Origin of the sequence: Bradyrhizobium sp. USDA 241 (assembly GCF_049739505.1) — a bacterium.
In the GTDB taxonomy this organism is placed as follows: domain Bacteria; phylum Pseudomonadota; class Alphaproteobacteria; order Rhizobiales; family Xanthobacteraceae; genus Bradyrhizobium; species Bradyrhizobium liaoningense.
In genome coordinates this window covers 650,559-671,951 of sequence record NZ_JBMGPZ010000004.1, presented here as the reverse complement: position 1 = coordinate 671,951, position 21,393 = coordinate 650,559, and the positions used below count along the sequence as shown (strand labels likewise).

Sequence of the window (21,393 nt, the reverse complement as noted above, 5' to 3'; positions counted from 1 at the left end):
TGATGTATTTACACGGAACCATAGCCTGAGTTTTTGAAGTAGTTGGTGCACTCCTCCTGGGAGAAGAGATCGAGGAGTTCACCAACCTTCCGCCAGGTTGCCTCCACGTCACGAGGTTCTGCGGATCGCATGAGGTGTTTGAGTTTGGCGAAGACCTGCTCGATCGGGTTGAGGTCAGGGCTGTAGGGCGGCAAGAAGATAAGGTGGGCTCCTCTGGCGCGGATAGCTTGGCGAGCCGCTTTGCCCTTGTGGCTGCCAAGATTGTCGAGAACGACGATCTCGCCCGGTGCGAGGGTGGGTGCCAACACCTTCTCGACGTACAGCGTGAAGAGTTCACCATTGATGGGACCATCAATCACCCAAGGCGCACTGATCCGATCATGACGCAGCGCCGCGATGAAGGTCATGGTCTTCCAATGGCCGAAAGGTGCAGATGCTTGGAGGCGCTGCCCACAAGGCCCCCAGCCGCGTAGCGGCGCCATATTGGTCTTGATCCACGTCTCGTCGATGAAAACCAACCGCGTGACGTCAATCCTGCCTTGATGCGCTTTCCATCGGGTCCGCTTACGGGCGACGTCTGGGCGATCCTGCTCGGCTGGTAGAAGCGTTTTTTTTGAAGCTGAGCCCCTCGGCGTGAACAAAAGTCCACACCGCCCGCACGTCTGTCTTGATCCCCCGTGCAGCCAGCTCCTGCGTCAGCTTGCGCAAGGTGAATGGCCCCGAGCGAATGCGTTTGCGCAGCCAGTCGGCGTTGGCATCCGACAGAACCCGCTTCTTGTGGCCGCCGATCTGGCCGGGCGCCAGGCCTCCGGTATCACGCCTTAGGTTCTTCCACTTCGTCACGCACGAGGGGCTGATCTGTAGCGCCTCTGCGATCGAACGAACCGTCTCGCCCGCGTCAGCGCGAGCCAAGGCGCGTTCACGGATGTCTTCCGAATAGGGGCGCGTCATCCATGCTGGCCTCCGCACTCCAGCATGGAGCTTGAATCAGAAATCGCCCGCTCTGGGAACCCCGATTCCAGTCAAAAACATCACGCTCTAAAGCGCGAAGCGATTGGGATGAATCGTCATCGCGCTTTAGGTTGTCGTTCAAGCATGATCTTTTCGGAAAACCGCTGCGCACTTTTCCGGATCATGCTTCAGCCTGATGACGGCGCGTCCCGCGTCGTTTCGACAGGAAGACGGCAGCGGACGTAAGTTCGCTCATCCACGCGCAACAGGGACAGCGATCCGCTGAGCGCGCGCACGCGCTCATGCATGCCGGTCAAGCCCCGGCCGAAGACGTTGCCCGCAGGAAAGCCGCCGCCGTCGTCGGAGATCTCTATCGCGAGCATCTCGCTGGCGACGGTCGCCCCTACATGGGCGCTGCTGGCGTTGGCATGGCGCAGCACGTTGGTCAGCGCCTCCTGGATCAGCCGATACACGGTTTGGGCCAACGGCCCGTCGATCACGTTCAGATCGGCGTCGATCGTGTCCGTCAGGATGATATGCGGTGCCTGATTGCGAAAGGTCCGGAGCAGCGTCTGTACGCTGGTCGAAAGGCCGAGCTCCTCGATATAGAGCGGCCGCAGCCGGTCGAGGATACGGCGATTGGTCTGCTGGAGCGCCTCGACTGATTGCAGCAGGTCCTGTGCGGAACTGCCGAAATGTCCCACCGGCGGCGCCGCCTCGACCAGCGCGATCGTGCCGGCACGGATGCTGAACAGCAGCGGTCCGAGTTCGTCGTGCAATTCGCGGGCGAGATCGCGCCGCTCGTCGTCCTGGAGCGACACCAGCCGGTGCATCAGATCGCGATTGTCCTGGCTCAGTTGCGCCAGCGTTACAGCCAGCGCATTCGCCTCTTCGCAGCCTTGCCCCCGCGGGTCACTTCAAATTCCTCCGGGTGTGGTCAGTCAAATTCCTCCACCCGCGAGGCAGGACAAGGGACTGTTAGTTTGAGTTTGTTTCCCGGGCAAGAGCTTCAGCGGCTTCTTTGAGCCGATAGCTGCGTCCGTCGAACTCAAGCAGATGGCAATGATGCATAAGGCGATCGAGGATCGTCGTGCTCATAGTGTTGTCCCCAAGGTATGCCCCCCAATCCTGCACGACGCGATTGGAGGTGACGATGACGCTGCGGCGCAGTTTGTAACGCTGATGGATCAGGGTCTGCAGCAAAGTGCCGGCGTCGTCGGGGATGGCGCGTGCGAGGAATAGATCGTCCAGCACGAGGAGATCGCAGTCGATGATGGTTCGCAGCCGGACCTCGCGTTGTGCCGGAGAGTTCAGGGCGTAGCGGTGGAAGAAGTCGTCGGTCTCAAGATACTGGACCTTGTGGCTTTGCAGGATCGCCTGATAGGCAATCGCCTTGGCGATGTGCGACTTCCCGGTGCCAGGTTTGCCAACAAGCAGAGCGTTCTCGCCAGCGGCAATGAACGCCAGGGTGTGGAGCTGGAAGCAGGTCTGACGTGGCAGTTTGGGATTGAAGGACCAGTCGAACTCGGCGAGCGTCAGCTTTTCGTCGAGCCCGGATTGCTGGTATCGCCGCTCGATAAGACGGGACTGACGACGGTCCAGTTCATCCTGCAGGATAAGGGAGAAGGTCTCGAGGAAGGGCTGGTTGGCGCCCTGCGCCTGGAGCACGCGCGTCTGCAGCGTGTCGCGGACACCCGACAGGCGCAGCTGTCGTAGGCAACGCTCAATTTCCGGCATGGTCATCATGTGGCTAGGTCTCCAGTTTAAGGTGAGAAGGTGCAGCGGGAGCGCTCGTGGCGCCGGAGTTGGCCGGGGTTGCGCAGGCGACACGAGCGCGGATTGCCGTGGCGTGATCGTCGTGAGCCTCGGCCTGCCGACCATTGTCGTCGGCGTCGCGCCGCACAGCGCGGCTGAAGAGGTCGCCGTATTCCGCGGGGGTACGGATCAGCGGATGATCCTGGGTGAGCGGCGATGCCGGCTGTGGCGTCACTCCAACCTGCTCGATCGCCTGTTCGAACAACCGCTCGACGGTCGCACGCACGTGCTTGTAGCGGTAGATGCGGTTGTCGATGGCGTGCGCGCAGGCCTGCTCGACCAGCCGCGCCGGATACTTCCGGCCCAGCCCGACAATGCCCCACATCGCGCGCTGTCCGGGGCGCCCTTCGGTGTCGAACACCTGCTGGCACAAGGCCCTGGTCTGCGGTCCGATGCGCTCGGCGCTCGCCAGCAGCACGGCGGTTTGCCGCGACGGGTTGAACGGCCGTTCGCTGGTCGGCAGGACGACAGAACCGGGGTGCGCCATCCGGGAATGAACACGCAGCAGCGCACGGGTGTGGCGATCACGGATCTCGATCGTGGTGGTGTAGATGCGCACGACGACCTGGCTGCCGATCGGCGCGGGCCGCGCGGCGTAATAGCTGTTGTCGACGCGTACGGTGGTGTCGTCGCAGACAGTCCGGACGACTTCGGTGAAGATGCGGAAGGGAGCGACAGGCAGCGGCCGCAGGTGCGGCTTCTCTTCCTGGAACATCGCCTCGACCTGACGGCGCGTGCTGCCGTGGATGCGTTTGGAAGCCCAGTTCTCCTCCCAGTGCCTCAAGAACTCGTTTTGCGCCTCCAGCGTCTCGAAGCGCCGTCCGGCCAGCGCAGTGCCCTGGGTATGTTGAATCGCATTCTCGACGCATCCTTTCCGATTTGGATCGGCCACGCGCGCGGGATCGGCGACCACGGCGTAATGAGCCAGCATCGCGCTGTAAATCGGGTTGAGCTGGGGCTCGTACAAATCCGGCTTGAGGACGCCTTCCTTCAGGTTGTCGAGCACGACATAGCTGGGGACCCCGCCAAAATACCGGAACGCCTCTTCGTGGAGCTGCGCCCAGACTTGTTGGCTGGACTTCCAGACTACCCGCCGGAAGCTGCGCCGCGAGTAGCGTAGCGTCATCACGAACAGGCGGGGACGACGGTACCGCCCGCTCTTCGGATCAACCGTCGGCGCGCCCTCGCCATAGTCGACCTGAGCTTCCTCGCCGGGGAGGAACTCAAGACGATCAAACTGCTCAGGATCAGCGTGCCGCAACCGGCGCACAAACCGCTTGACACTCTGGTAGCTGGACGGAAAGCCAAATTGATCAACCAGGTCCTGGTAAATCGCCTGCGCGTTCCGCTTCAGCCGGACCTGTTCTTCGATCCACGTCCGATGCGCTTCGCAAGCCGAACGGGCCAGGCTGCTGGTGACCGTCGCTTCCGATGTCCCAAAAGCCGGTGGTCGGGGTGGAGGAATTTGGCCGTCCGCGCTCACCGAGCCGGTGGTCACTTCCCCGGGGGAATTTGCCTCCGCACCGGCCCGCAGCGCCTGATAACGCCGGATCGTCTTGCGATCGACACCCGTCAGCCGGTGAATCTCGCGCTGGCTGGTGTTGCGATCAAGTAATGTAAGTACGGTGCTTTGCAGATGTCGCTTCAAGACGTTCAACTCCCCGGCCCCTTGCTGGCTAAAGGGGTCGAACATAAACGTCCTGCCTGACCGGCTACTGCTGTTCAGCGGCGCTGACGGCGATCATCAGGTGGGGGAGTTTCAAGTGACCATACCCGGGGGATTTTGACCGACCCACGGGGCCTTGCCGGATTTCCGGCGGACCCCCGACCGGTATCGGCCTGGTGTAATCGCCCCGTCGTATCCGCGTGAGACCTTGGCCGAGATCTTGCAAGGGTCGCAGGACAGATCCTGCCAAGACATAGGCGATCGTGCCGGTAAGAACCATCAGCACGGCGACCAGGCTGGTGAGCGCGAGAAAGCCGATCCATTTCTCGAACAGATCGGCCGACATGTCCTGCAGGAATACGATATCGCCGATACGTCTGCCGTCGATCATCACCGGGGATGCCGCGTCCATGTCGGGGGTGGCGAGAAGGTCGATGAACCATTGCGGCACGCCATGCGGCTTGTGCAGTCCGTCCTTCGGTGACGGCGCGGGACCCGCATCCAAGGCGTGGAATTGGATATCGGAGGAGGTGTCCAAAGAGTGGACAAAGGCGTCGAGCGTCCGCCGTGGATTGTCCGATGTGCGCAGCGTGTCGTTGAGCGCGGCGGCGATGGCCGCTGTCGAACGCCGTCTCGGCTCGTTCTCCGCCGCCAATTGGTCCGTTGCGAATATCTGGAGCAGCACGCCCGCCAGAATCAGCGCCGCCAGAAAGCTGGCGCCGAGCGGAAGAAACAGTTGCGTCCTGAACGAAAGTCGTTGCCACATTAGGCCAATTCTAACGCGCATCGGCGGGATTTACCCTTTCCATTTATTCCCGCCGGTCTATGAGTCGAAAAACGAGAGAGTGCGCGATGCAAGATACCGCCAAGCTGGCGACCAGGGTCCTGATCGTCGACGACCATCCCGTGGTGCTGTCCGGTTGCCGCACCCTTTTCGCGTCCGACCATTCAATTCGCATTGACGAGGCGAGCGACGCCAAATCCGGGCATCGCGCCTATGTCAGCAAGCGGCCCGACGTCACCGTGATCGACATCAGCCTGCCCGATGTCTCCGGCTTCGAGCTGATGCGACGCATCCGCAAGGACGATCCCGACGCCAAGATCATCATGTTCAGCATGAACGACGATCCGGCTTTCGTGGTGCGGGCAGTCGAGCTCGGGGCGCAGGGCTATGTTTCCAAGGGCGACGATCCCCGGATCCTGCTGAAAGCTGTGCGCAAGGTGGTTGCGGGCGACAATTTCATCTCGCCGCAGCTTGCGGAAGCCGTGACGTTTTCCGGTGCGGCCATCAAAGCCAATCCGGCCTCGCAGATGACGCCGCGGGAGCTCGAAATCCTGCGCCTGCTTGGACGCGGCGACAAGATCGTCGAGGTCGCCGAGGCGCTCGGAATCTCTTACAAGACCGTGGCCAACACCACATCCCTGCTCAAGCAGAAGCTGGGCGCCAAGAACCACTCCGACCTGATCCGGATCGCAGTGGAAATCGGGATGAACTGACCTTCTGCCAGCGACCGAACCGGCTGCTCCAGAATGCAGCGGTTCGGTCGACGGATCGACGCCGCCGTTGGCCGGGCAATGCATGGGCAACGGGCTCACGCCCATCCGCGGACACAATGGGCCGGATCTGTATTCGTTCCTGCATCAGGCAATATTTCGGGAAAAAGCAGCAGTTCGAAATATGTTGCCGGCTGCATTGTACCAGTAGGCGCCCGACACGGGTCGGGAAAAATAGGAACTCTTCGGCCGGCGCGGTTTTGGCCCTTGACGATTTCGTGACAGGCGACGAAAGCTTGCCAGAACAGTTTTGACGGGCGCGATCCCGACGAAGCAAACCGGTCTGCACACAACGACAGACCTTCCAAGAGAAGGGCTGCGGCAATGCCGCAGCCCTTTTTCATTGGGCGGGGGGAGCGTCGGAAGCGGTTTCCCGATGCCGCAAAACACTTTATGGTGGCCCAAAGCCTCTGGCTGTTATCAAGTAATTTCGTAAAATCAAAGGCTTAAGGACCGAGCCTCGGTTCGGCCCGGCCTTTGGAGGGCAGTTTGACTCGTTATATCTCGACCCGGGGCGAGGCCCCCGAACTCGGCTTCTGTGACGTGATGCTGACCGGGCTCGCCCGCGACGGGGGCCTGTATGTGCCGGCGACGTGGCCGCAGCTCCCGACCGAGACGATCGCCGGCTTCTTCGGCCGCCCCTATTGGGAGGTCGCGGTCGATGTGATTCGTCCCTTCGCCGGCGGGGAGATCACGGATGCCGAGCTTGGTCGTATGGCGAACGAGGCCTATGCTACCTTCCGCCATCCCGCGGTGGTGCCGCTGCGCCAGATGTCGCCGCACCAGTTCGTGCTGGAGCTGTTCCACGGTCCGACGCTCGCCTTCAAGGACGTCGCGATGCAGCTGATCTCGCGGCTGATGGACCATGTGCTCGCCAAGCGCGGCCAGCGCACCACCATTGTGGTCGCCACCTCCGGCGACACCGGCGGTGCCGCGGTCGAAGCCTTTGCGGGACTCGAGAATGTCGATCTCATCGTGCTGTTTCCGCACGGCCGCATCTCCGAGGTGCAGCGGCGGATGATGACTTCGACAGGCGCGGCCAACGTCCATGCGCTCGCCATCGAAGGCACCTTCGACGATTGCCAGGCGATCGTGAAGGGGATGTTCAACAACCACCGCTTCCGCGACGCGACCTCGCTGTCTGGCGTGAATTCCATCAACTGGGCTCGCATCGTCGCCCAGGTGGTCTACTACTTCACCTCCGCCGTTGCCGTCGGTGCGCCGGCGCGCGCGGTCGATTTCGTCGTGCCGACAGGCAATTTCGGCGACATCTTCGCCGGCTACGTCGCCAAGCGCATGGGGCTGCCGGTGCGGACCCTGCGCATCGCCGCCAACGTCAACGACATCCTGGCGCGGACGCTGAAGACCGGAATCTACGAGGTGCGCGAGGTGCACGCGACGGCGTCGCCGTCGATGGACATCCAGATCTCGTCCAATTTCGAGCGGCTGCTGTTCGAGGCGAGCCGGCGCGATGCGGCAGGCGTGCGTCGTCTGATGGAGTCGCTGAAGCAATCCGGACGTTTCGTGCTGCCCGATGCGACGCTCGCCGCGATCCGCGAGGAGTTCGATGCAGGGCGCGCCGACGAGACCGAGACTGCGGCTGCGATCCGCGCCGCCTGGCGCGAAGCAGGCGAACTGGTCGATCCCCACACGGCGGTGGCGCTTGCTGTCGCGGACCGCGATACCACCGACACGAGGGTGCCGAGCATCGTGCTCTCCACCGCCCATCCGGCCAAATTCCCCGACGCTGTCGAGGCGGCCTGCGGCCAGCGGCCGCAATTGCCGGCCTGGCTGGACGGCTTGATGACCAAATCCGAACACATGAGGGTGATGAAGAACGATCAGGCCGAGGTCGAGCGGTTCGTGCTGTCGGTCAGCCGCGCCGCAAAGCAAGGAGTTGCCGGATGAGCGTCGAGATGACCAAACTTGCCTCCGGCCTGACCGTCGTCACCGACGAGATGCCCCATCTCGAGACTGCGGCGCTCGGCGTCTGGGCCGGCGTCGGCGGACGCGACGAGAAGCCGAACGAGCATGGTATCTCGCACCTGCTCGAGCACATGGCGTTCAAGGGCACGACCAAGCGCTCTTCGCGCGAGATCGTCGAGGAGATCGAGGCGGTCGGCGGCGACCTCAATGCCGGCACCTCGACCGAGACCACGTCCTATTATGCGCGGGTGCTGAAGGCCGACGTGCCGCTCGCGCTCGACGTGCTCGCCGACATCCTCGCCAATCCCGCCTTCGAGCCCGACGAGCTGGAGCGCGAGAAGAACGTCATCGTGCAGGAGATCGGTGCCGCGCAGGATACGCCCGACGATGTCGTGTTCGAGCATCTGAACGAGCTCTGTTATCCCGACCAGCCGATGGGCCGTTCCCTGCTCGGCACGGCCAAGACGCTGCGCGCCTTCAACCGCGACATGCTGCGCGGCTACCTCTCGACGCATTATCGCGGGCCCGACATGGTGGTGGCGGCGGCCGGCGCGGTCGATCACAGCCAGGTGGTCGCCGAGGTCGAGAGACGCTTTGCCAGCTTCGAGGGGACGCCGGGGCCGAAGCCGCAAACCGCTCAATTCGGCAAGGGCGGCACCAAGGTGGTGCATCGCGAGCTCGAGCAGGCGCATCTGACGCTGGCGCTGGAAGGCGTGCCGCAGAGCGACCCGTCGCTGTTCTCGCTCCAGGTCTTCACCAACATCCTCGGCGGCGGAATGTCGTCGCGCCTGTTCCAGGAGGTGCGCGAGAAGCGCGGCCTCTGCTACTCCATCTACACCTTCCACGCGCCTTATACCGACACCGGCTTCTTCGGCCTCTACACCGGCACCGACCCGGCCGACGCGCCGGAGATGATGGAGGTCGTGGTCGACATCATGAATGATTCGGTGGAGACGCTGACCGAGGCCGAGATCGCCCGGGCCAAGGCGCAGATGAAGGCGGGCCTGCTGATGGCCCTGGAGAGTTGCTCCTCCCGTGCCGAGCAGCTTGCCCGGCATGTGCTCGCCTATGGGCGGCCGCAGACGGCGCAGGAACTGGTGGCCCGGATCGATGCCGTCAGCATCGAATCGACGAGGGACGCGGCGCGTGCGCTGCTGTTACGGAGCCGGCCCGCCGTTGTCGCATTGGGCAGTGGCAGGGGTCTGGACACGGCAGTATCTTTTGCGGAAGGATTGACCCGGGCGCGCGCCAAGGCGCGGCTGCATTAGGAGCTGTGCTAGGGAGCCCACCCCGGAAAGCATCACCATGGCCCTCTTTCGCCTGCCATCCAGTGGACCCGCCACCCTCGCGCCGCGCGGCAACGGGCTGCTGCTGCGCGCGCCGCAAATGTCGGACTTCCTGCAATGGGCTCATTTGCGCGAAACCAGCCGCGACTATCTCACGCCCTGGGAGCCGATCTGGCCGTCCGACGATCTCACCCGGTCCGGCTTCCGGCGCCGCCTGCGCCGCTATTCCGAGGACATTGCCGCGGACCGCTCCTATCCCTTCCTGATCTTCCGTGAGCTCGACGGCGCCCTGGTCGGCGGCATCACGCTTGCCAATGTCCGGCGCGGCATCGTGCAGGCCGGCACCATCGGCTATTGGGTCGGCCAGCCTCATGCCCATCGCGGCTACATGACGGCCGCGCTGCGGGTGCTGCTGCCGACGCTGTTCGGCGAGCTCAATCTGCACCGGGTCGAGGCCGCCTGCATCCCCACCAATGCGCCGTCGATCCGGGTGCTGGAGAAGTGCGGCTTCTCGCGCGAGGGCTTGGCGCGCCGCTATCTCTGCATCAACGGGGTCTGGCAGGATCACCTGCTGTTCGGCCTGCTGCACGAGGATTTCCGCGGCTGAGCTGCCATCCCGTGAGGGCTAGGTCTCCCTGCTTGCCACCTTTTTGCTGCCTTGGGTTCGCCGATTTTGACGATATAACGGCGCGGGCCGGCCGGTGTGGTTGGGTCCGGATCTTGTGATGGAGTATGGGTGTCGATGGTGAAGGAGCTTCGGTCATCGCGGAAGGCGTTGCGGCGGGGGACAGCGGTCGCGTTGGCGCTGTCGATTGCGCTCGTGTGCGTCTCGCCGGTGGCGGCCCAATCCTTGAGCGACCGCTTCAAGAGCCTGTTCGGCGGCAAGTCGGACGAGCCGGCGCAGCCCAATCCGGCGCCCGCGCCCGGCCAGCCGGCCGACGACGAGCTCGATTGCCCGCAGGTCACCGTGCGCGCCGGCGCCTCTACCTACGCCATCGGTGCGAACGGCAAGCAGGCCGTCGGTAACGACATCCGCTTCCAGGCCACGATCACCAAAATGGCGCGCGAATGCGCCCGGAGCGGCGGCGACATCACCGCCCGGATCGGAATCCAGGGCCGCGTCATCGCTGGTCCCGCCGGTGCGCCTGCTACGGTCGACGTCCCATTGCGCATCGCGGTGGTGCAGGGCGGCGTCGGCGAGAAGGTGATCGCCTCGAAGGCCTACCGGACCACGGTCGCGATGTCGGAGGGCGGCAGCGTGCCCTTCACCTTTGTCGCCGAGGATCTGAGCTATCCGGTGCCCTCGGCCAAGGATGCCGATTCCTACATCTTCTATGTCGGCTTCGACCCGCAGGCGCTCTCGCCCGAGCCGAAGGCGCGGAAGAAGAAGTAGGGTGAGGCTTCGTCCGGGGCCCACGCCGCGGCATAACTGGGTCCCGGCTGAGCGTCGCGTCATTGCATGCCGCGCCGCGTCCGGGACACGAGGTCGTTCAGACAACAAAAAAGCCGGCGCTCATCGCGCCGGCTTTTTGATTGATGAGAGCGCACCCCTCAGTTCAGCTTCTGCCTGACTTCGTTGATGCCCTTGGCGAGCAGGTCGTCGGCGACCTGGCCTCTGACCGACTGCGACAGGATCGTGGAAGCGGCCTGGACGGCGGCTTCCGCGGCTGCGGCGCGGACGTCGGCCAGCGCCTGGGCCTCGGCGAGCGCGATCTTGCTCTCCGCAGTCTTGGTCCGGCGGGCCACGAAGTCTTCCATCTTCGCCTTGGCCTCGGTCGCGATGCGCTCGGCTTCGGCCCTGGCGTTGGCGATGATGTCGGCAGCCTCGCGCTCGGCCATGGCACTGCGCGACTTGTAGTCGGCGAGCACCTTGGCCGCCTCCTGCTTGAGGCGCGCGGCGTCGTCGAGCTCGGCCTTGATGCGTTCGGCGCGATGATCCAGCGCCGTCATCGCCGTCTTGAAGACCCCGAGATAGCCGAACACGACCATCAGGATCACGAAGGCGACGGCGACCCAAAATTCAGGTTCGAAGAACATCTCGACTAACCCTTCAAGGACGCATCGACCGCGGCATTGACCGACGCGGCGTCCGGAACGACGCCGGTGAGCTGTTGCACGATCTGACCTGCCGCATCGGCCGCGATACCGCGGACGTTGCTCATGGCGGCGGCGCGGGTCGAGGCGATGGTCTTCTCCGCCCCGGCGAGCTTGGCCGCCAATTGTTCTTCCAGCACCTTGCGCTCAGCTTCCGCCTGCGCATTCGCCTTGTCGCGGGATTCGTTGCCGATCGCCTGCGCCCGCGTGCGCGCCGAAGCGAGCTCGCTTTCATAGGCCTTCAGCGCTGCGTCGGACTGGTCCTTCAGCTTCTGCGCTTCGGCGAGGTCGCCCTCGATCTTGTTCTGACGCGCCTCGATCGCACCGCCGATGCGCGGCAGGGCGAGCTTGGACACGATCACGTAAAGCAGGACGAAGAAGATCGCGAGCGACACCAGCTGTGAAGCGAAGCTGCTGCTCTCGAACGGCGGAAAACCGCCACCGTGGTGACCACCGTCAGCCTCGGTGTGAGCGCCCGCCGCCGGACCTTTCGCGCCGCCATGACTCTCAGCCATGGAGTTCTCCTGTTGCTGTCACACGCGCCGTTCCAAGGACTGGAACGGCGCGAAAAACGTCGTCCTCAGAGCGGAACGAACAGCAGCAGCAGCGCGATCAGCAGCGAGAAGATGCCGAGCGCTTCGGTCACGGCGAAGCCGAAGATCAGGTTGCCGAACTGGCCCTGAGCGGCCGACGGGTTGCGCACGGCTGCGGCGAGGTAGTTGCCGAAGATCACGCCCACGCCGACGCCCGCACCGCCCATGCCGATGCACGCGATGCCCGCGCCGATAAGTTTTGCTGCTGCCGGATCCATTTTAGACTCCTTGGAAGAAAGATGGGGTTGTGGGTGGAAATTCCCCGGACCGCTCAGTGTCCCGGATGAATGGCGTCGTTGAGGTAGATGCAGGTCAGGATCGCGAACACATAGGCCTGGAGGAACGCGACCAGGATTTCCAGCGAGGTCAGCGCGACCGTGAGCGCCAGCGGCAGCACGCCGCCGATCCAGCCTATGGCGCCGAGCGAGAAGCCGAGCATGGCGACGAAGCCCGCGAACACCTTCAGCGCGATGTGGCCGGCCAGCATGTTGGCGAAGAGACGAACGCTGTGGGAGACCGGCCGCAGGAAGAACGACAGGATCTCGATGAACATGACCAGCGGCAGGATGTAGATGGGGACGCCGTGGGGAACGAAGATCTTGAAGAATTTCAGGCCGTTCTTGTAGAGGCCGTAGATCAGGACCGTGAAGAACACCAGCAGCGCGAGCGCCGCGGTAACGATCAGATGGCTCGACACCGTGAAGGTGTAGGGGATGATGCCGACCAGGTTCGAGACGCAGATGAACATGAACAGCGAGAAGATCAGCGGGAAGAACTTCATGCCTTCCGCGCCGGCCGTCGAACGGATGGTCGAGGCGACGAATTCGTAGGAGATTTCAGCGACCGACTGGAGGCGCCCGGGAACCAGCTGCGTGCCGCTGGCAAGCATCAGGATCGAGATGATAGCCACCGCCACCAGCATGTAGAGCGACGAATTGGTGAAGGCGATCGTGTGATTGCCGATGTGGCCCAGGGTGAAGAGAGGCTCGATGTTGAACTGGTGGATCGGATCGATTTTCATCAGCGCGGCATCTCTTGGTCTGCCGGGCAATGCCGGCGGGTCTCGGTCTGCCGGCCGGGCCGGCCCGTACCGGCGAGGCCGGCACGATCATTCCTCCTGGTGGGATCCGCTAGGAATCGCCGCGCCTGTTTTGACCCGCGCCCGCCGTTCTCACCACATTCACCACGCCAGCCACGAAGCCCAGCAGCAGGAACACGATAAATCCGAAGGGCGACGTCGACAGCAAGCGGTCGAACCCCCAGCCAATCCCCGCTCCGACAGCGACGCCGGCGATCAACTCCGAGGATAACCGGAAACCAAGCGCCATCGCCGAGGCTCTGGCCGCTCTGTCTCCACCGTCACCTGCGGGTTGCTCGGTCTTGGTACGGCGGTCGCGAAATTCGGACAACCGCTGATCAAGACTTCCGAGCCGTTCGGAAAGCGCGGCTTCCTCGGACGATTTATCGCGATCTCCATCGTCGCCGTGTCCCGTGCCCTGTGTCATGCAACGAAGACCCGAAACGCTGCGGCTGAATGGAAATTGCGCCCGTCACCCTCAAAAGCCGCGCGGACCATACTGATGGCCCATAATCAAGTCAAGCCAAGTCACGATTGCGTCGCTTTCGGTTATGTGGCTGATTTATTTGATGATATCGGCGTGCGCGGCAGCGCTGCGCACAGCGTGACGCCGCACCGCAGCAGGTCTCCTCACGATCGGCGGACGCGGCTGTCCTTTCGCCTCACCGCCTGGATCAAAGAAGCCACCGCGTTCGTTGATTTCAGAGGCGGGTTTTTGGCGGCGGATTGCCTGACGCGGGTGTAGAATTGCACAAAAGCCGCACCGGTGCCGTGGCGGAGAGGGCGATGAGACCAGCGACGTCATCCACAACATCATGGCTTGCGGCGGCCGCCGCGGTGATGGTCGTCAGCGGCGGCCTCGTGGCCGCCCAATCCGCGCCCGACGGCGAAAATGGCCGCTACAGCATGACGCCCATCGCCGAGGGCGTGCTGCGGCTCGATACGCGCACCGGCACGGTATCGACCTGCACCAAGAACGACGCCGGCTGGGCCTGCTACGCGGTGCCCGACGAGCGGACCGCACTCGACGCCGAGATCGGCAGGCTCCAGGCCGAGGTCGAGAGGCTGAAGGGACAACTCGCGGCTGGGCCGACGGTGTCGGGCAAGATCGACGAGGCCCTGCCGAAATCCGACCAGTTGAAGAAGGCGGAGCCCAAGGCCGCCGAGGGCGAGCGCAAGATCGAGATCCCGCTGCCGAGCGACCAGGACGTCGATCGCGTGATGTCGTTCCTGGAAAAGGCCTGGCGGCGGCTGATCGACATGGCCAACCGCGTGCAGAAGGACGTGTCGGGCAAGATTTGAAGACCCCCTTCGCGCGGTCAAAGCATTGAGCTCTTGTAGGGTGGGCAAAGGCGCCCTTGCGCCGTGCCCACCATGTTTCCACGATGATGAGAGAAGACGTGGACGAGAGAAGACGTGGGCACGGCGCTTTGCGCCTTTGCCCACCCCGTACCCTTGTGGGGGCGCGTCCGGAGTTGAGGGATTTTTGATGACATCAGGCAAGTCCGTCACGCATTCAGCGCCATCCTCGGTACAGGCCACCACCGTCGCATCGTCGCTGCTCACCGTGCAGACCCCCGGTCGCGGTTTCACCGACCTCACCAGCGAAGCCGCAAAATTCATCGTCGAGGCCTGCGCGCGCGACGGCGCGCTGACGCTGTTCATCCGCCACACCTCGGCCTCGCTGACGATTCAGGAGAACGCCGATCCCTCCGTGCTGGTCGATCTCACCACGGCACTGTCACGACTCGCACCGGAGAACGCCGGCTGGACCCATGACACCGAGGGGCCCGACGACATGCCCGCGCATATCAAGACCATGCTGACGCAGACTTCGCTCCAGGTCCCGGTCCTGAAGGGGAAGCTCGCGCTCGGCACCTGGCAGGCGATCTATCTGGTCGAGCATCGCAGCCGCCCGCACCGCCGCGAGATCGTGCTGCAATTCATCGGCAGCAATCAGTAAGCGCACAAAACAAAACCGGCCGCGGAGACCGCGGCCGGTTCGTGTCGTCGATCGCTGCTTCGATCAGGTCGCCTTGATGTCGACGTCCTTGGTCTCGGGCAGGAAGAAGAAACCGATCACGACGGTGATGGACGCGAAGATGATCGGATACCAGAGGCCGGCATAGATGTCGCCGGTCGAGGCCACGATGGCGAAGGCGGTCGCCGGCAAGAGGCCGCCGAACCAGCCGTTGCCGATGTGGTAGGGCAGCGACATCGAGGTGTAGCGGATGCGGGTCGGGAACAGTTCGACCAGCATCGCCGCGATCGGGCCGTACACCATGGTGACGAACAGCACCAGGATGAACAGCAGGCCGATGATCGCCGCCACCTGCGGACGGAAGATGTCGAGCGGATGCGACATCTTCACGATGCCGGCGTCGCCCGCCTTCGGATAGCCCGCCGCCTGCACCGCGGCGAGAACCGCCGGGTTGCTGTCCTTGGCGTTCGTGTAGGGCAGCTCCTTGCCGTTGATCATGATCTTTACGCCGGAGCCGGCGGGACCGGATGTCGTCGAGTACTTGACCGACGACTGCGACAGGAAGGCGCGCGCGGTGTCGCAAGGTGCGGTGAAGACGCGGGTGCCGACCGGGTTGAACAGGTCACCGCAGTCCGCCGGATTGGCGACCACTTCGACCTTGGTCTGCTCGATGGCCTTCTCCAGCGCCGGGTTGGCGTTGGTGGTGATCATCTTGAAGATCGGGAAGAAGGTCAGCGCCGCGATCAGGCAGCCGCCGAGAATGATCGGCTTGCGGCCGATCTTGTCGGACAGCATGCCGAATACGATGAAGAAGCCGGTGCCGAGCAGCAGCGACCAGGCGATCAGCAGGTTGGCGGTATAGCCGTCGACCTTCAGGATCGATTGCAGGAAGAACAGCGCGTAGAACTGGCCGGTGTACCAGACCACGCCCTGGCCCATCACGCCGCCGAGCAGGGCGAGCAGCACGAGCTTGCCGTTCTGCCAGTTGCCGAAGGCTTCCGTCAGCGGCGCCTTCGAACCCTTCCCTTCGTCCTTCATCTTCTGGAAGATCGGCGATTCGTTGAGGCGAAGCCGGATCCAGACCGAGATTCCGAGCAGCAGCACCGACACCAGGAACGGAATGCGCCAGCCCCAGGCCGCGAAGTCCGCTTCGCCGAGCGCGGAACGGGTGAACAGGATCACGAGCAGCGACAGGAACAGGCCGAGCGTCGCAGTGGTCTGGATGAAGGAGGTGTAGTAGCCGCGCTTGCCGTTCGGCGCATGCTCCGCGACGTAGGTCGCAGCACCGCCGTATTCACCGCCGAGCGCCAGACCCTGGGCAAGACGCAAGATAATCAGGATGATCGGCGCCGCGATGCCGATGGTCGCGGCGTTGGGCAGCAGGCCGACGATGAAGGTCGACAGACCCATGATCAGGATGGTGACGAGGAAGGTGTATTTGCGGCCGACGATGTCGCCGATGCGGCCGAACACGATGGCGCCGAAGGGGCGAACCAGGAAGCCGGCGGCGAACGCCAGCAACGCGAAGATGTCGCGGGTTGCGGGCGGATAGGCCGAGAAGAACTGGGCGCCGATGATGCTTGCCAGCGAACCGTAGAGATAGAAATCGTACCACTCGAACACGGTACCGAGCGAGGAGGCGAGAATGACGAACCGTTCGTCCTTCGTCATGCCGGCCCCGGCAGATGGTGCAGATGTTGCAGTTACTGTCGTCATCCGATTCGCTCCCGCTTGTTTTCTTTTCAAGAACCGATCCGCGCCACGCGGGCGCGCCACCAATCGATGGCGAGCAATTACATGCCTACCGCATCCGGCCCAATAGTACTTTCGACGCGAATCGGGAGCACCGTGGAGATATCGGACGGGAAATCACGGAGCCGCGGGAACGAAATACCGTGGGGTCTGCAGCCTCAAACTAAAGTCCAAGGACGGAAAAGCCCACCGCGACAATCCACATCACGACGGACACCAGCGCAGACCAGTATGCAAACACCAGATAGGTCTCGCGCATCACCGCTGAGACTGTTTTTTGTGCATGCGGCTGAGGCGGGCGCCTGTCTTTTGGAAGATACAGCCACATCTCGGTGCGGCGGTGGTCTTTGGTCCGCGCTTCCTCCGCCTTCAGGAGAAGCACCAGTGTCATGATCAGGCTCAGAAAGCCTCCCGCCTGAAACGCGGAGCCCGGCAGAAACGAAAGGCCGATCATGACGCAGAATATGGCGAGGGAGGCAAATCCGCACGCGCGCAGGACCGTTTCAAAGGCGATGCGGCGCATTTCTTCCATGAGGAGGGACTCCGTCGCCTGGCTCATTGGGATCGAGAGGATCGGGATGCGGCCTAGGGTAGTCCCTGCGGGGCCTGCCTTCAATGGTTCCCGCCCGTCGTTCAGAGGCCGATGCTGATGAAATTGCCGGCGGCGGGGAGCGCCAGAATCGCCGTGCCGGCCAGCCAGATCCAAAGCGAGACGCCGTTCGACTCCGGTGCGCCGGTGACGCGTTCGTAGATGGCGGCGGGAATGCCGCCCAGGATGACGGTGGCAGTCGAGACCATCAGCGAGGCGAACATCAGCGTCAGCGACATGCTTCCGAACAGAAGAGGGCCTGCGAGCGGCTGGACATAGAGCAAGGCGAAGATCAGCCAAAGCTGGTTGAAGAGGCCGTTGATCATTCCGAAGAAGGCAATACCGATCAGGAAGAAGTTGCGGCTCATGATCCTCCTCCCGCTAGCCGCGGCGCGAGATTGAGCACGAGCAATGTGTAGTGGAGCACGATCCGCAACCAGAACATCCAGACAAAACCGAACAGCCACACGACGGCTGGAGGAACTGCCTTCGGCGTGACGGTTGCAATGGCGGTGAGCACCGGATCGGTGAAGCGGCAGAAGAAGCGCCAGATATAGTTTGGCGAGTCGGCGTCGACGAAGAGGCCGAGCAGGAAGCGGCCGAGCATGGTGTACATCAGTGCCGCCAGAACGAAGTTCGGCAGGTGAAAATACCAGTATCTGGCGAACGAGTCGGCAATGTCCAAAATCTATCCTCCTCCGGGCCTCGCTCTGGAAGCAGCATGGTCTTGCGAGGGTCGCTCGCTCCGTCCACGCCGTCGGGTATTCTGCGCCAGCTTCCGCACGCAACAATGTCAAGGCAGACGGTTCGGGGCAAGCGAGCGCCACCGGTCGCAAACAAAAACGGGGCCTCGCAAGGCCCCGTTGTCGCAATCGATCCGATCCGCTCAGGTGGTTTTCTCTTCGAGCACCGTGCGGCCTCGCGGCTTGCGAATCTCGTCGACATAGGCCTGCATTTCCCGCGACGGCGCCCGTCCCAGCAGGCTCACGATGACGATCACGGCGAAGCCGAAGGGCGCACCCAGCAAGCCGCAGGCGATGTTGTTGAGGTTGAACCACCCCACCTTGTTGGCCAGCGGGTGGGCCAGTGTCGGCCAACTCTCCATCGCGTTGGGCAACGCCATGGCCTTGGCGATGTCGACGAGTGGCGCGCCGGTGGCCGGATTGAGCAGCGACGTCATGCCGAAATACTTGACGCCCGCGCCCGGGAAATAGCGCGTGGTCACGAGGTAGAACAGGCAGAGCCCGAACCCGGCGATGATGCCGCAGACCGCGCCTGCGGACGTCGTGCGCTTCCACCAGACGCCCATCACGAGCGCCGGGAAGTTGCCTGCCATCGCCAGGGAGAACGCCCAGCCGACCATGGCCAGGATATCCCCGGGCTTGGTGGCGGCCGTCGCCGCAGCAACGACGGCGACCGCCAGCAGCAGCACGCGCGCGATGATCAACCGGCGTGCCGTCGGCGCGTTCGGATCGATCATCTTGTAGTAGACGTCATGCGACAATGCGTTCGCAATCGCGAGCAGCAACCCGTCGGCGGTGGACAGAGCCGCAGCCAGGCCGCCGGCCGCGACGAGGCCGGAGATCACGTAGGGAAGCCCCGCGATCTCCGGTGTCGAGAGCACGATCACGTCGGTGTTGATGACGAAGTCCTGCAGCCGGACCACACCGGGGTGACCGGCAACGGCCTTGCACGCGGCAATGACGGCGTCGATGTTGACGGCGTTCTTGCCGCAGATCTGGATCAGCCCGAGCTCGCCCCAGCTGAACAGCCAGGGTCTGATCGCGGACAGATCGCGGCCGATGATGTTCGTGTACACCTCCAGTTTCGAGAACGCCGCGTAGGCAGGCGCCGAGAAGTACAGGAGGAAGATGAACAGCAGCGACCATGCCACGGATTGCCGCGCCTCACGCACCGACGGTGTCGTGAAGTAGCGCATCAGGATGTGCGGCAGCGAGGCCGTGCCGACCATCATGCACAGGATGATCGCGAAGAAGTTCAGCGGACTATAGCTGAGGAACGGCTGAATGTGCGGCTTGAGGCTTGCTGCCGCCGCTAGTCCGTTGGCGAGCATCTCCTGTTCGCGCGCCGTGATGTCCGCGATCGCGTGTCCATAGGTCAGCTGGGGAATCGGTATCCCGTAGATCTTGGTCGACAGGATCACGATCGGTGTCAGGTAGGCTATGATCAGCACGATGTATTGGGCCACCTGCGTCCAGGTCACCGCGCGCATGCCGCCCAGCATCGAGCAAACCAGGATGCCGACCAGTCCTGCGAAAACTGCGAGCTCGAACTGCATTCCAAGGAAGCGCGAGGCAATGATGCCCGTGCCGTAGATCTGCGCCGTCACATAGGTGAACGAGCAGGCGACGAGCACGATAACGCCCAGCCCCCGGGCGAAATTGCCGCCATAACGGAAGGACAGAAAGTCCGGCACCGTATAGGCGCCGAATTTGCGCAGATAAGGCCCGATCAGGATGGAGACCAGCACGAAGCCGCCGGTCCATCCGAGCACCCAGGCAAGTCCGTCATAGCCGAGCAGGAACAGCGTGCCCGCCATGCCGACGAACGACGCTGCCGACATCCAGTCGGCACCGGTGGCCATGCCGTTGTAGAACGCCGGCACGCTGCGGCCTGCCACGTAGTATTCCGAAACTTGTGCCGTTCGCGACAGAATGCCGATGATGGCGTAGACCGCGAGCGTGAAGAACACGAACAGGTAGCCGAGGACCTTGTTCGGCACCCCGATCATCTCGAGGACGGCGAGCAGAAGCACAAACGCGACGAATCCACCGGTGTAGAAGCCGTAGATCCGCCCAAGGTTGCTGAGAAAGTCAGAGCCGCCGGTTGAGGCCTGCGTAGCCATGTTCAATCCCCCCTAGTCGTCTTCTGCAAAGCCGAATTCTCGGTCGATCTTGTCCTGCTGTCTGGCGAACACGAACAGGATGACCACGAAGGCAATCAGCGAACCCTGCGCGGCCATATAGAAGCCGAGCGGGAAGCCAAGGATCGGCAACTGGATGGTGTTGAGCGGAACCACGAACATGTGGATGACGTATCCGAAGAAGAACCAGATGCCGAGGTTGATCAGCATCAGGCGCGAGGTCTTCCGCCAGTGGGCTTCTTCTCGTTCTCTGAGATTGTGGGAGTCTGGCATGGGCTGCATTTCCTCTGTCAGCACTCCGGCATGCGAGCCGGAGGAATCGAGGGGTTGCATACCCGTCGCTGCGGCCCCCCCCGTGCCGCCTTCCAACCGGTCTTTCGCCAATTTGGAATGTCGCAGGCTAACATCAGGAGTGCCGAGGTCTTTATAATACTTTCGGAGGGAACCGATGCTGCGGATGCGAACAGCGTTGCGGCCGTTGACAATTCGGGCGCGGCGAGCGCGGGATAGCACGGCGTTTCCGTCTGGCAGGATCGGACTGCGATGAAGCTGCTGCAAAAATTCTTTCGTCCCCGGCCGCCGATTGGCGACCGCGAGGCGCTTGCCGACTTCATCGACGCACAATCTGCGTTCATCGCGCAGAAGGGCATCTACGAGTATTCGCGTGCCCGCGCCGGCCACTACGCCAAGGTGCTGTTTGCCGAGGAAGGGTTTGCACTAGCCGTCGAACGTTCGCGCTGGCAGGCTTATCCGCTCGGGCTTGCGATGGTCGGCGAGATGGTCGAGGGGGTATTGCGCCCACATGCCGGCATGCAGCGCCGGGCGGTTCTCGACCAGATGATCCTCGTCGTCCTCTCTGTTTTCGACCGCTATCCAGTGCCGCCGTCGATCGGCGAGGATGGCTGGTTTCAGGCCCGGCGCGAGCTGGAGCAGCGGCTCGACCTCGTTGGCGGGCATGCGCCCAAGCGCGTGATGGACATTCCCGAGCCGCTGGCGGAAACCTATTTTGCGATGATGCCGATCCACGAAAAACTGCGCGGACGGGATTTCGAGACGATACGCAATTACCTGCGCGTCAGCCTGTGCAACATCCATGACGAGTTGGTCGATCGCATCGATGCGGCTGCGGTGACCAACACGCTGCTGGCGTAGGATCGCCCGGCTTCTGCCAATGCCCGGTTTGCCGGCCGGCATCGCACGGTCCGGGCCTTCCGAGGGAGGACA

23 protein-coding genes and 2 pseudogenes are annotated in these 21,393 nt (G+C 63.3%); 9 read left to right on the top strand and 16 right to left on the bottom strand.

Translation table 11 applies throughout. The features are described from left to right. Positions 1 to 8: 8 nt before the first annotated feature. The 5 genes and pseudogenes from ABIF91_RS12960 to ABIF91_RS12940 all read right to left on the bottom strand — a co-directional run. A protein-coding gene (locus ABIF91_RS12960) for an IS630 family transposase (RefSeq protein WP_424579183.1) occupies positions 9 to 951 on the bottom strand; the annotation gives its coding sequence in 2 pieces (ribosomal slippage) (positions 9 to 614 and positions 616 to 951; 942 coding nt in all). 188 nt (positions 952 to 1,139) lie between these two features. Then, positions 1,140 to 1,853 (bottom strand): annotated as a pseudogene (locus ABIF91_RS12955) (histidine kinase); the annotation flags it as partial. Between the two features lie 76 nt (positions 1,854 to 1,929). After that, positions 1,930 to 2,697 (bottom strand): IS21-like element IS1631 family helper ATPase IstB, encoded by a 768-nt coding sequence (gene istB / locus ABIF91_RS12950; RefSeq protein ID WP_038952109.1) that lies wholly within the window; start codon positions 2,695 to 2,697, stop codon positions 1,930 to 1,932. Between the two features lie 4 nt (positions 2,698 to 2,701). Then, on the bottom strand, positions 2,702 to 4,459 hold the full coding sequence (istA, locus tag ABIF91_RS12945) for an IS21-like element IS1631 family transposase (RefSeq protein ID WP_100214066.1): 1,758 nt from the start codon (positions 4,457 to 4,459) through the stop codon (positions 2,702 to 2,704). Between the two features lie 109 nt (positions 4,460 to 4,568). Continuing rightward, positions 4,569 to 5,198 (bottom strand): annotated as a pseudogene (locus ABIF91_RS12940) (HAMP domain-containing protein); the annotation flags it as partial. 86 nt (positions 5,199 to 5,284) lie between these two features. Here ABIF91_RS12940 and ABIF91_RS12935 point away from each other — a divergent pair. From ABIF91_RS12935 to ABIF91_RS12915, 5 genes are all read left to right on the top strand, one after another. Continuing rightward, a complete protein-coding gene (locus tag ABIF91_RS12935; RefSeq protein ID WP_028178165.1) occupies positions 5,285 to 5,929 on the top strand; it encodes a response regulator transcription factor in 645 nt (214 codons plus the stop codon). 546 nt (positions 5,930 to 6,475) lie between these two features. Next, a complete protein-coding gene (gene thrC / locus ABIF91_RS12930; protein ID WP_028178164.1) occupies positions 6,476 to 7,894 on the top strand; it encodes a threonine synthase in 1,419 nt (472 codons plus the stop codon). Beyond that, on the top strand, positions 7,891 to 9,180 hold the full coding sequence (locus ABIF91_RS12925; protein WP_028178163.1) for a M16 family metallopeptidase: 1,290 nt from the start codon (positions 7,891 to 7,893) through the stop codon (positions 9,178 to 9,180). The genes thrC and ABIF91_RS12925 overlap by 4 nt, the downstream gene beginning before the upstream one ends. A gap of 37 nt (positions 9,181 to 9,217) precedes the next feature. Beyond that, positions 9,218 to 9,805 (top strand): GNAT family N-acetyltransferase, encoded by a 588-nt coding sequence (locus tag ABIF91_RS12920; protein ID WP_028178162.1) that lies wholly within the window; start codon positions 9,218 to 9,220, stop codon positions 9,803 to 9,805. A gap of 135 nt (positions 9,806 to 9,940) precedes the next feature. Then, positions 9,941 to 10,591, top strand: a complete 651-nt coding sequence (locus ABIF91_RS12915; RefSeq protein ID WP_028178161.1) for a hypothetical protein — start codon at positions 9,941 to 9,943, stop codon at positions 10,589 to 10,591. A 158-nt stretch (positions 10,592 to 10,749) separates the two neighbouring features. Here the strand turns inward: ABIF91_RS12915 and ABIF91_RS12910 are convergent, their stop codons facing one another. The 5 genes from ABIF91_RS12910 to ABIF91_RS12890 form a co-directional block, all read right to left on the bottom strand. Next, positions 10,750 to 11,235, bottom strand: a complete 486-nt coding sequence (locus tag ABIF91_RS12910; protein WP_028178160.1) for an ATP F0F1 synthase subunit B — start codon at positions 11,233 to 11,235, stop codon at positions 10,750 to 10,752. Positions 11,236 to 11,240: 5 nt separating this feature from the next. Then, complete coding sequence (locus tag ABIF91_RS12905) at positions 11,241 to 11,807, bottom strand: F0F1 ATP synthase subunit B (protein WP_028178159.1); 567 nt, start codon at positions 11,805 to 11,807, stop codon at positions 11,241 to 11,243. 65 nt (positions 11,808 to 11,872) lie between these two features. After that, positions 11,873 to 12,103 carry a F0F1 ATP synthase subunit C gene (locus tag ABIF91_RS12900; protein WP_007599451.1) on the bottom strand — a complete coding sequence of 77 codons (231 nt, stop codon included), beginning with the start codon at positions 12,101 to 12,103 and terminating at the stop codon, positions 11,873 to 11,875. 53 nt (positions 12,104 to 12,156) lie between these two features. Beyond that, the gene (locus ABIF91_RS12895) at positions 12,157 to 12,906 is read right to left on the bottom strand and encodes a F0F1 ATP synthase subunit A (protein WP_028178158.1); all 750 of its coding nucleotides are present in this window, start codon (positions 12,904 to 12,906) and stop codon (positions 12,157 to 12,159) included. Between the two features lie 109 nt (positions 12,907 to 13,015). Further along, positions 13,016 to 13,390 carry an AtpZ/AtpI family protein gene (locus tag ABIF91_RS12890; protein WP_028178157.1) on the bottom strand — a complete coding sequence of 125 codons (375 nt, stop codon included), beginning with the start codon at positions 13,388 to 13,390 and terminating at the stop codon, positions 13,016 to 13,018. A gap of 75 nt (positions 13,391 to 13,465) precedes the next feature. Here ABIF91_RS12890 and ABIF91_RS12885 point away from each other — a divergent pair, with 75 nt between their 5' ends. From ABIF91_RS12885 to ABIF91_RS12875, 3 genes are all read left to right on the top strand, one after another. Next, positions 13,466 to 13,708 carry a hypothetical protein gene (locus ABIF91_RS12885; RefSeq protein WP_162131045.1) on the top strand — a complete coding sequence of 81 codons (243 nt, stop codon included), beginning with the start codon at positions 13,466 to 13,468 and terminating at the stop codon, positions 13,706 to 13,708. Positions 13,709 to 13,749: 41 nt separating this feature from the next. Then, positions 13,750 to 14,265 (top strand): hypothetical protein, encoded by a 516-nt coding sequence (locus ABIF91_RS12880; RefSeq protein ID WP_028178156.1) that lies wholly within the window; start codon positions 13,750 to 13,752, stop codon positions 14,263 to 14,265. Positions 14,266 to 14,452: 187 nt separating this feature from the next. Further along, on the top strand, positions 14,453 to 14,926 hold the full coding sequence (locus ABIF91_RS12875; protein WP_028178155.1) for a secondary thiamine-phosphate synthase enzyme YjbQ: 474 nt from the start codon (positions 14,453 to 14,455) through the stop codon (positions 14,924 to 14,926). A gap of 63 nt (positions 14,927 to 14,989) precedes the next feature. Here ABIF91_RS12875 and ABIF91_RS12870 read toward each other — a convergent pair whose 3' ends face one another. The 6 genes from ABIF91_RS12870 to ABIF91_RS12845 form a co-directional block, all read right to left on the bottom strand. Continuing rightward, on the bottom strand, positions 14,990 to 16,615 hold the full coding sequence (locus ABIF91_RS12870) for an MFS transporter (RefSeq protein ID WP_193374331.1): 1,626 nt from the start codon (positions 16,613 to 16,615) through the stop codon (positions 14,990 to 14,992). A gap of 244 nt (positions 16,616 to 16,859) precedes the next feature. Beyond that, the gene (locus tag ABIF91_RS12865) at positions 16,860 to 17,228 is read right to left on the bottom strand and encodes a hypothetical protein (protein WP_155251832.1); all 369 of its coding nucleotides are present in this window, start codon (positions 17,226 to 17,228) and stop codon (positions 16,860 to 16,862) included. Between the two features lie 101 nt (positions 17,229 to 17,329). After that, positions 17,330 to 17,653: a hypothetical protein gene (locus tag ABIF91_RS12860; protein WP_028178152.1), complete on the bottom strand. Its 324-nt coding sequence runs from the start codon at positions 17,651 to 17,653 to the stop codon at positions 17,330 to 17,332. Then, the gene (locus tag ABIF91_RS12855; protein WP_050994946.1) at positions 17,650 to 17,970 is read right to left on the bottom strand and encodes a hypothetical protein; all 321 of its coding nucleotides are present in this window, start codon (positions 17,968 to 17,970) and stop codon (positions 17,650 to 17,652) included. Before ABIF91_RS12855 ends, ABIF91_RS12860 begins: the two co-directional genes overlap by 4 nt. Before the next feature lie 201 nt (positions 17,971 to 18,171). Further along, positions 18,172 to 20,151 (bottom strand): sodium:solute symporter family protein, encoded by a 1,980-nt coding sequence (locus tag ABIF91_RS12850; protein ID WP_028178151.1) that lies wholly within the window; start codon positions 20,149 to 20,151, stop codon positions 18,172 to 18,174. Positions 20,152 to 20,163: 12 nt separating this feature from the next. Further along, on the bottom strand, positions 20,164 to 20,727 hold the full coding sequence (locus tag ABIF91_RS12845; RefSeq protein WP_244429950.1) for a DUF4212 domain-containing protein: 564 nt from the start codon (positions 20,725 to 20,727) through the stop codon (positions 20,164 to 20,166). Between ABIF91_RS12845 and ABIF91_RS12840 the strand changes: the two genes are divergently transcribed. Further along, complete coding sequence (locus ABIF91_RS12840; RefSeq protein ID WP_028178149.1) at positions 20,713 to 21,321, top strand: hypothetical protein; 609 nt, start codon at positions 20,713 to 20,715, stop codon at positions 21,319 to 21,321. The two genes, ABIF91_RS12845 and ABIF91_RS12840, sit on opposite strands and share 15 nt — an antisense overlap. Positions 21,322 to 21,393: the final 72 nt, after the last annotated feature.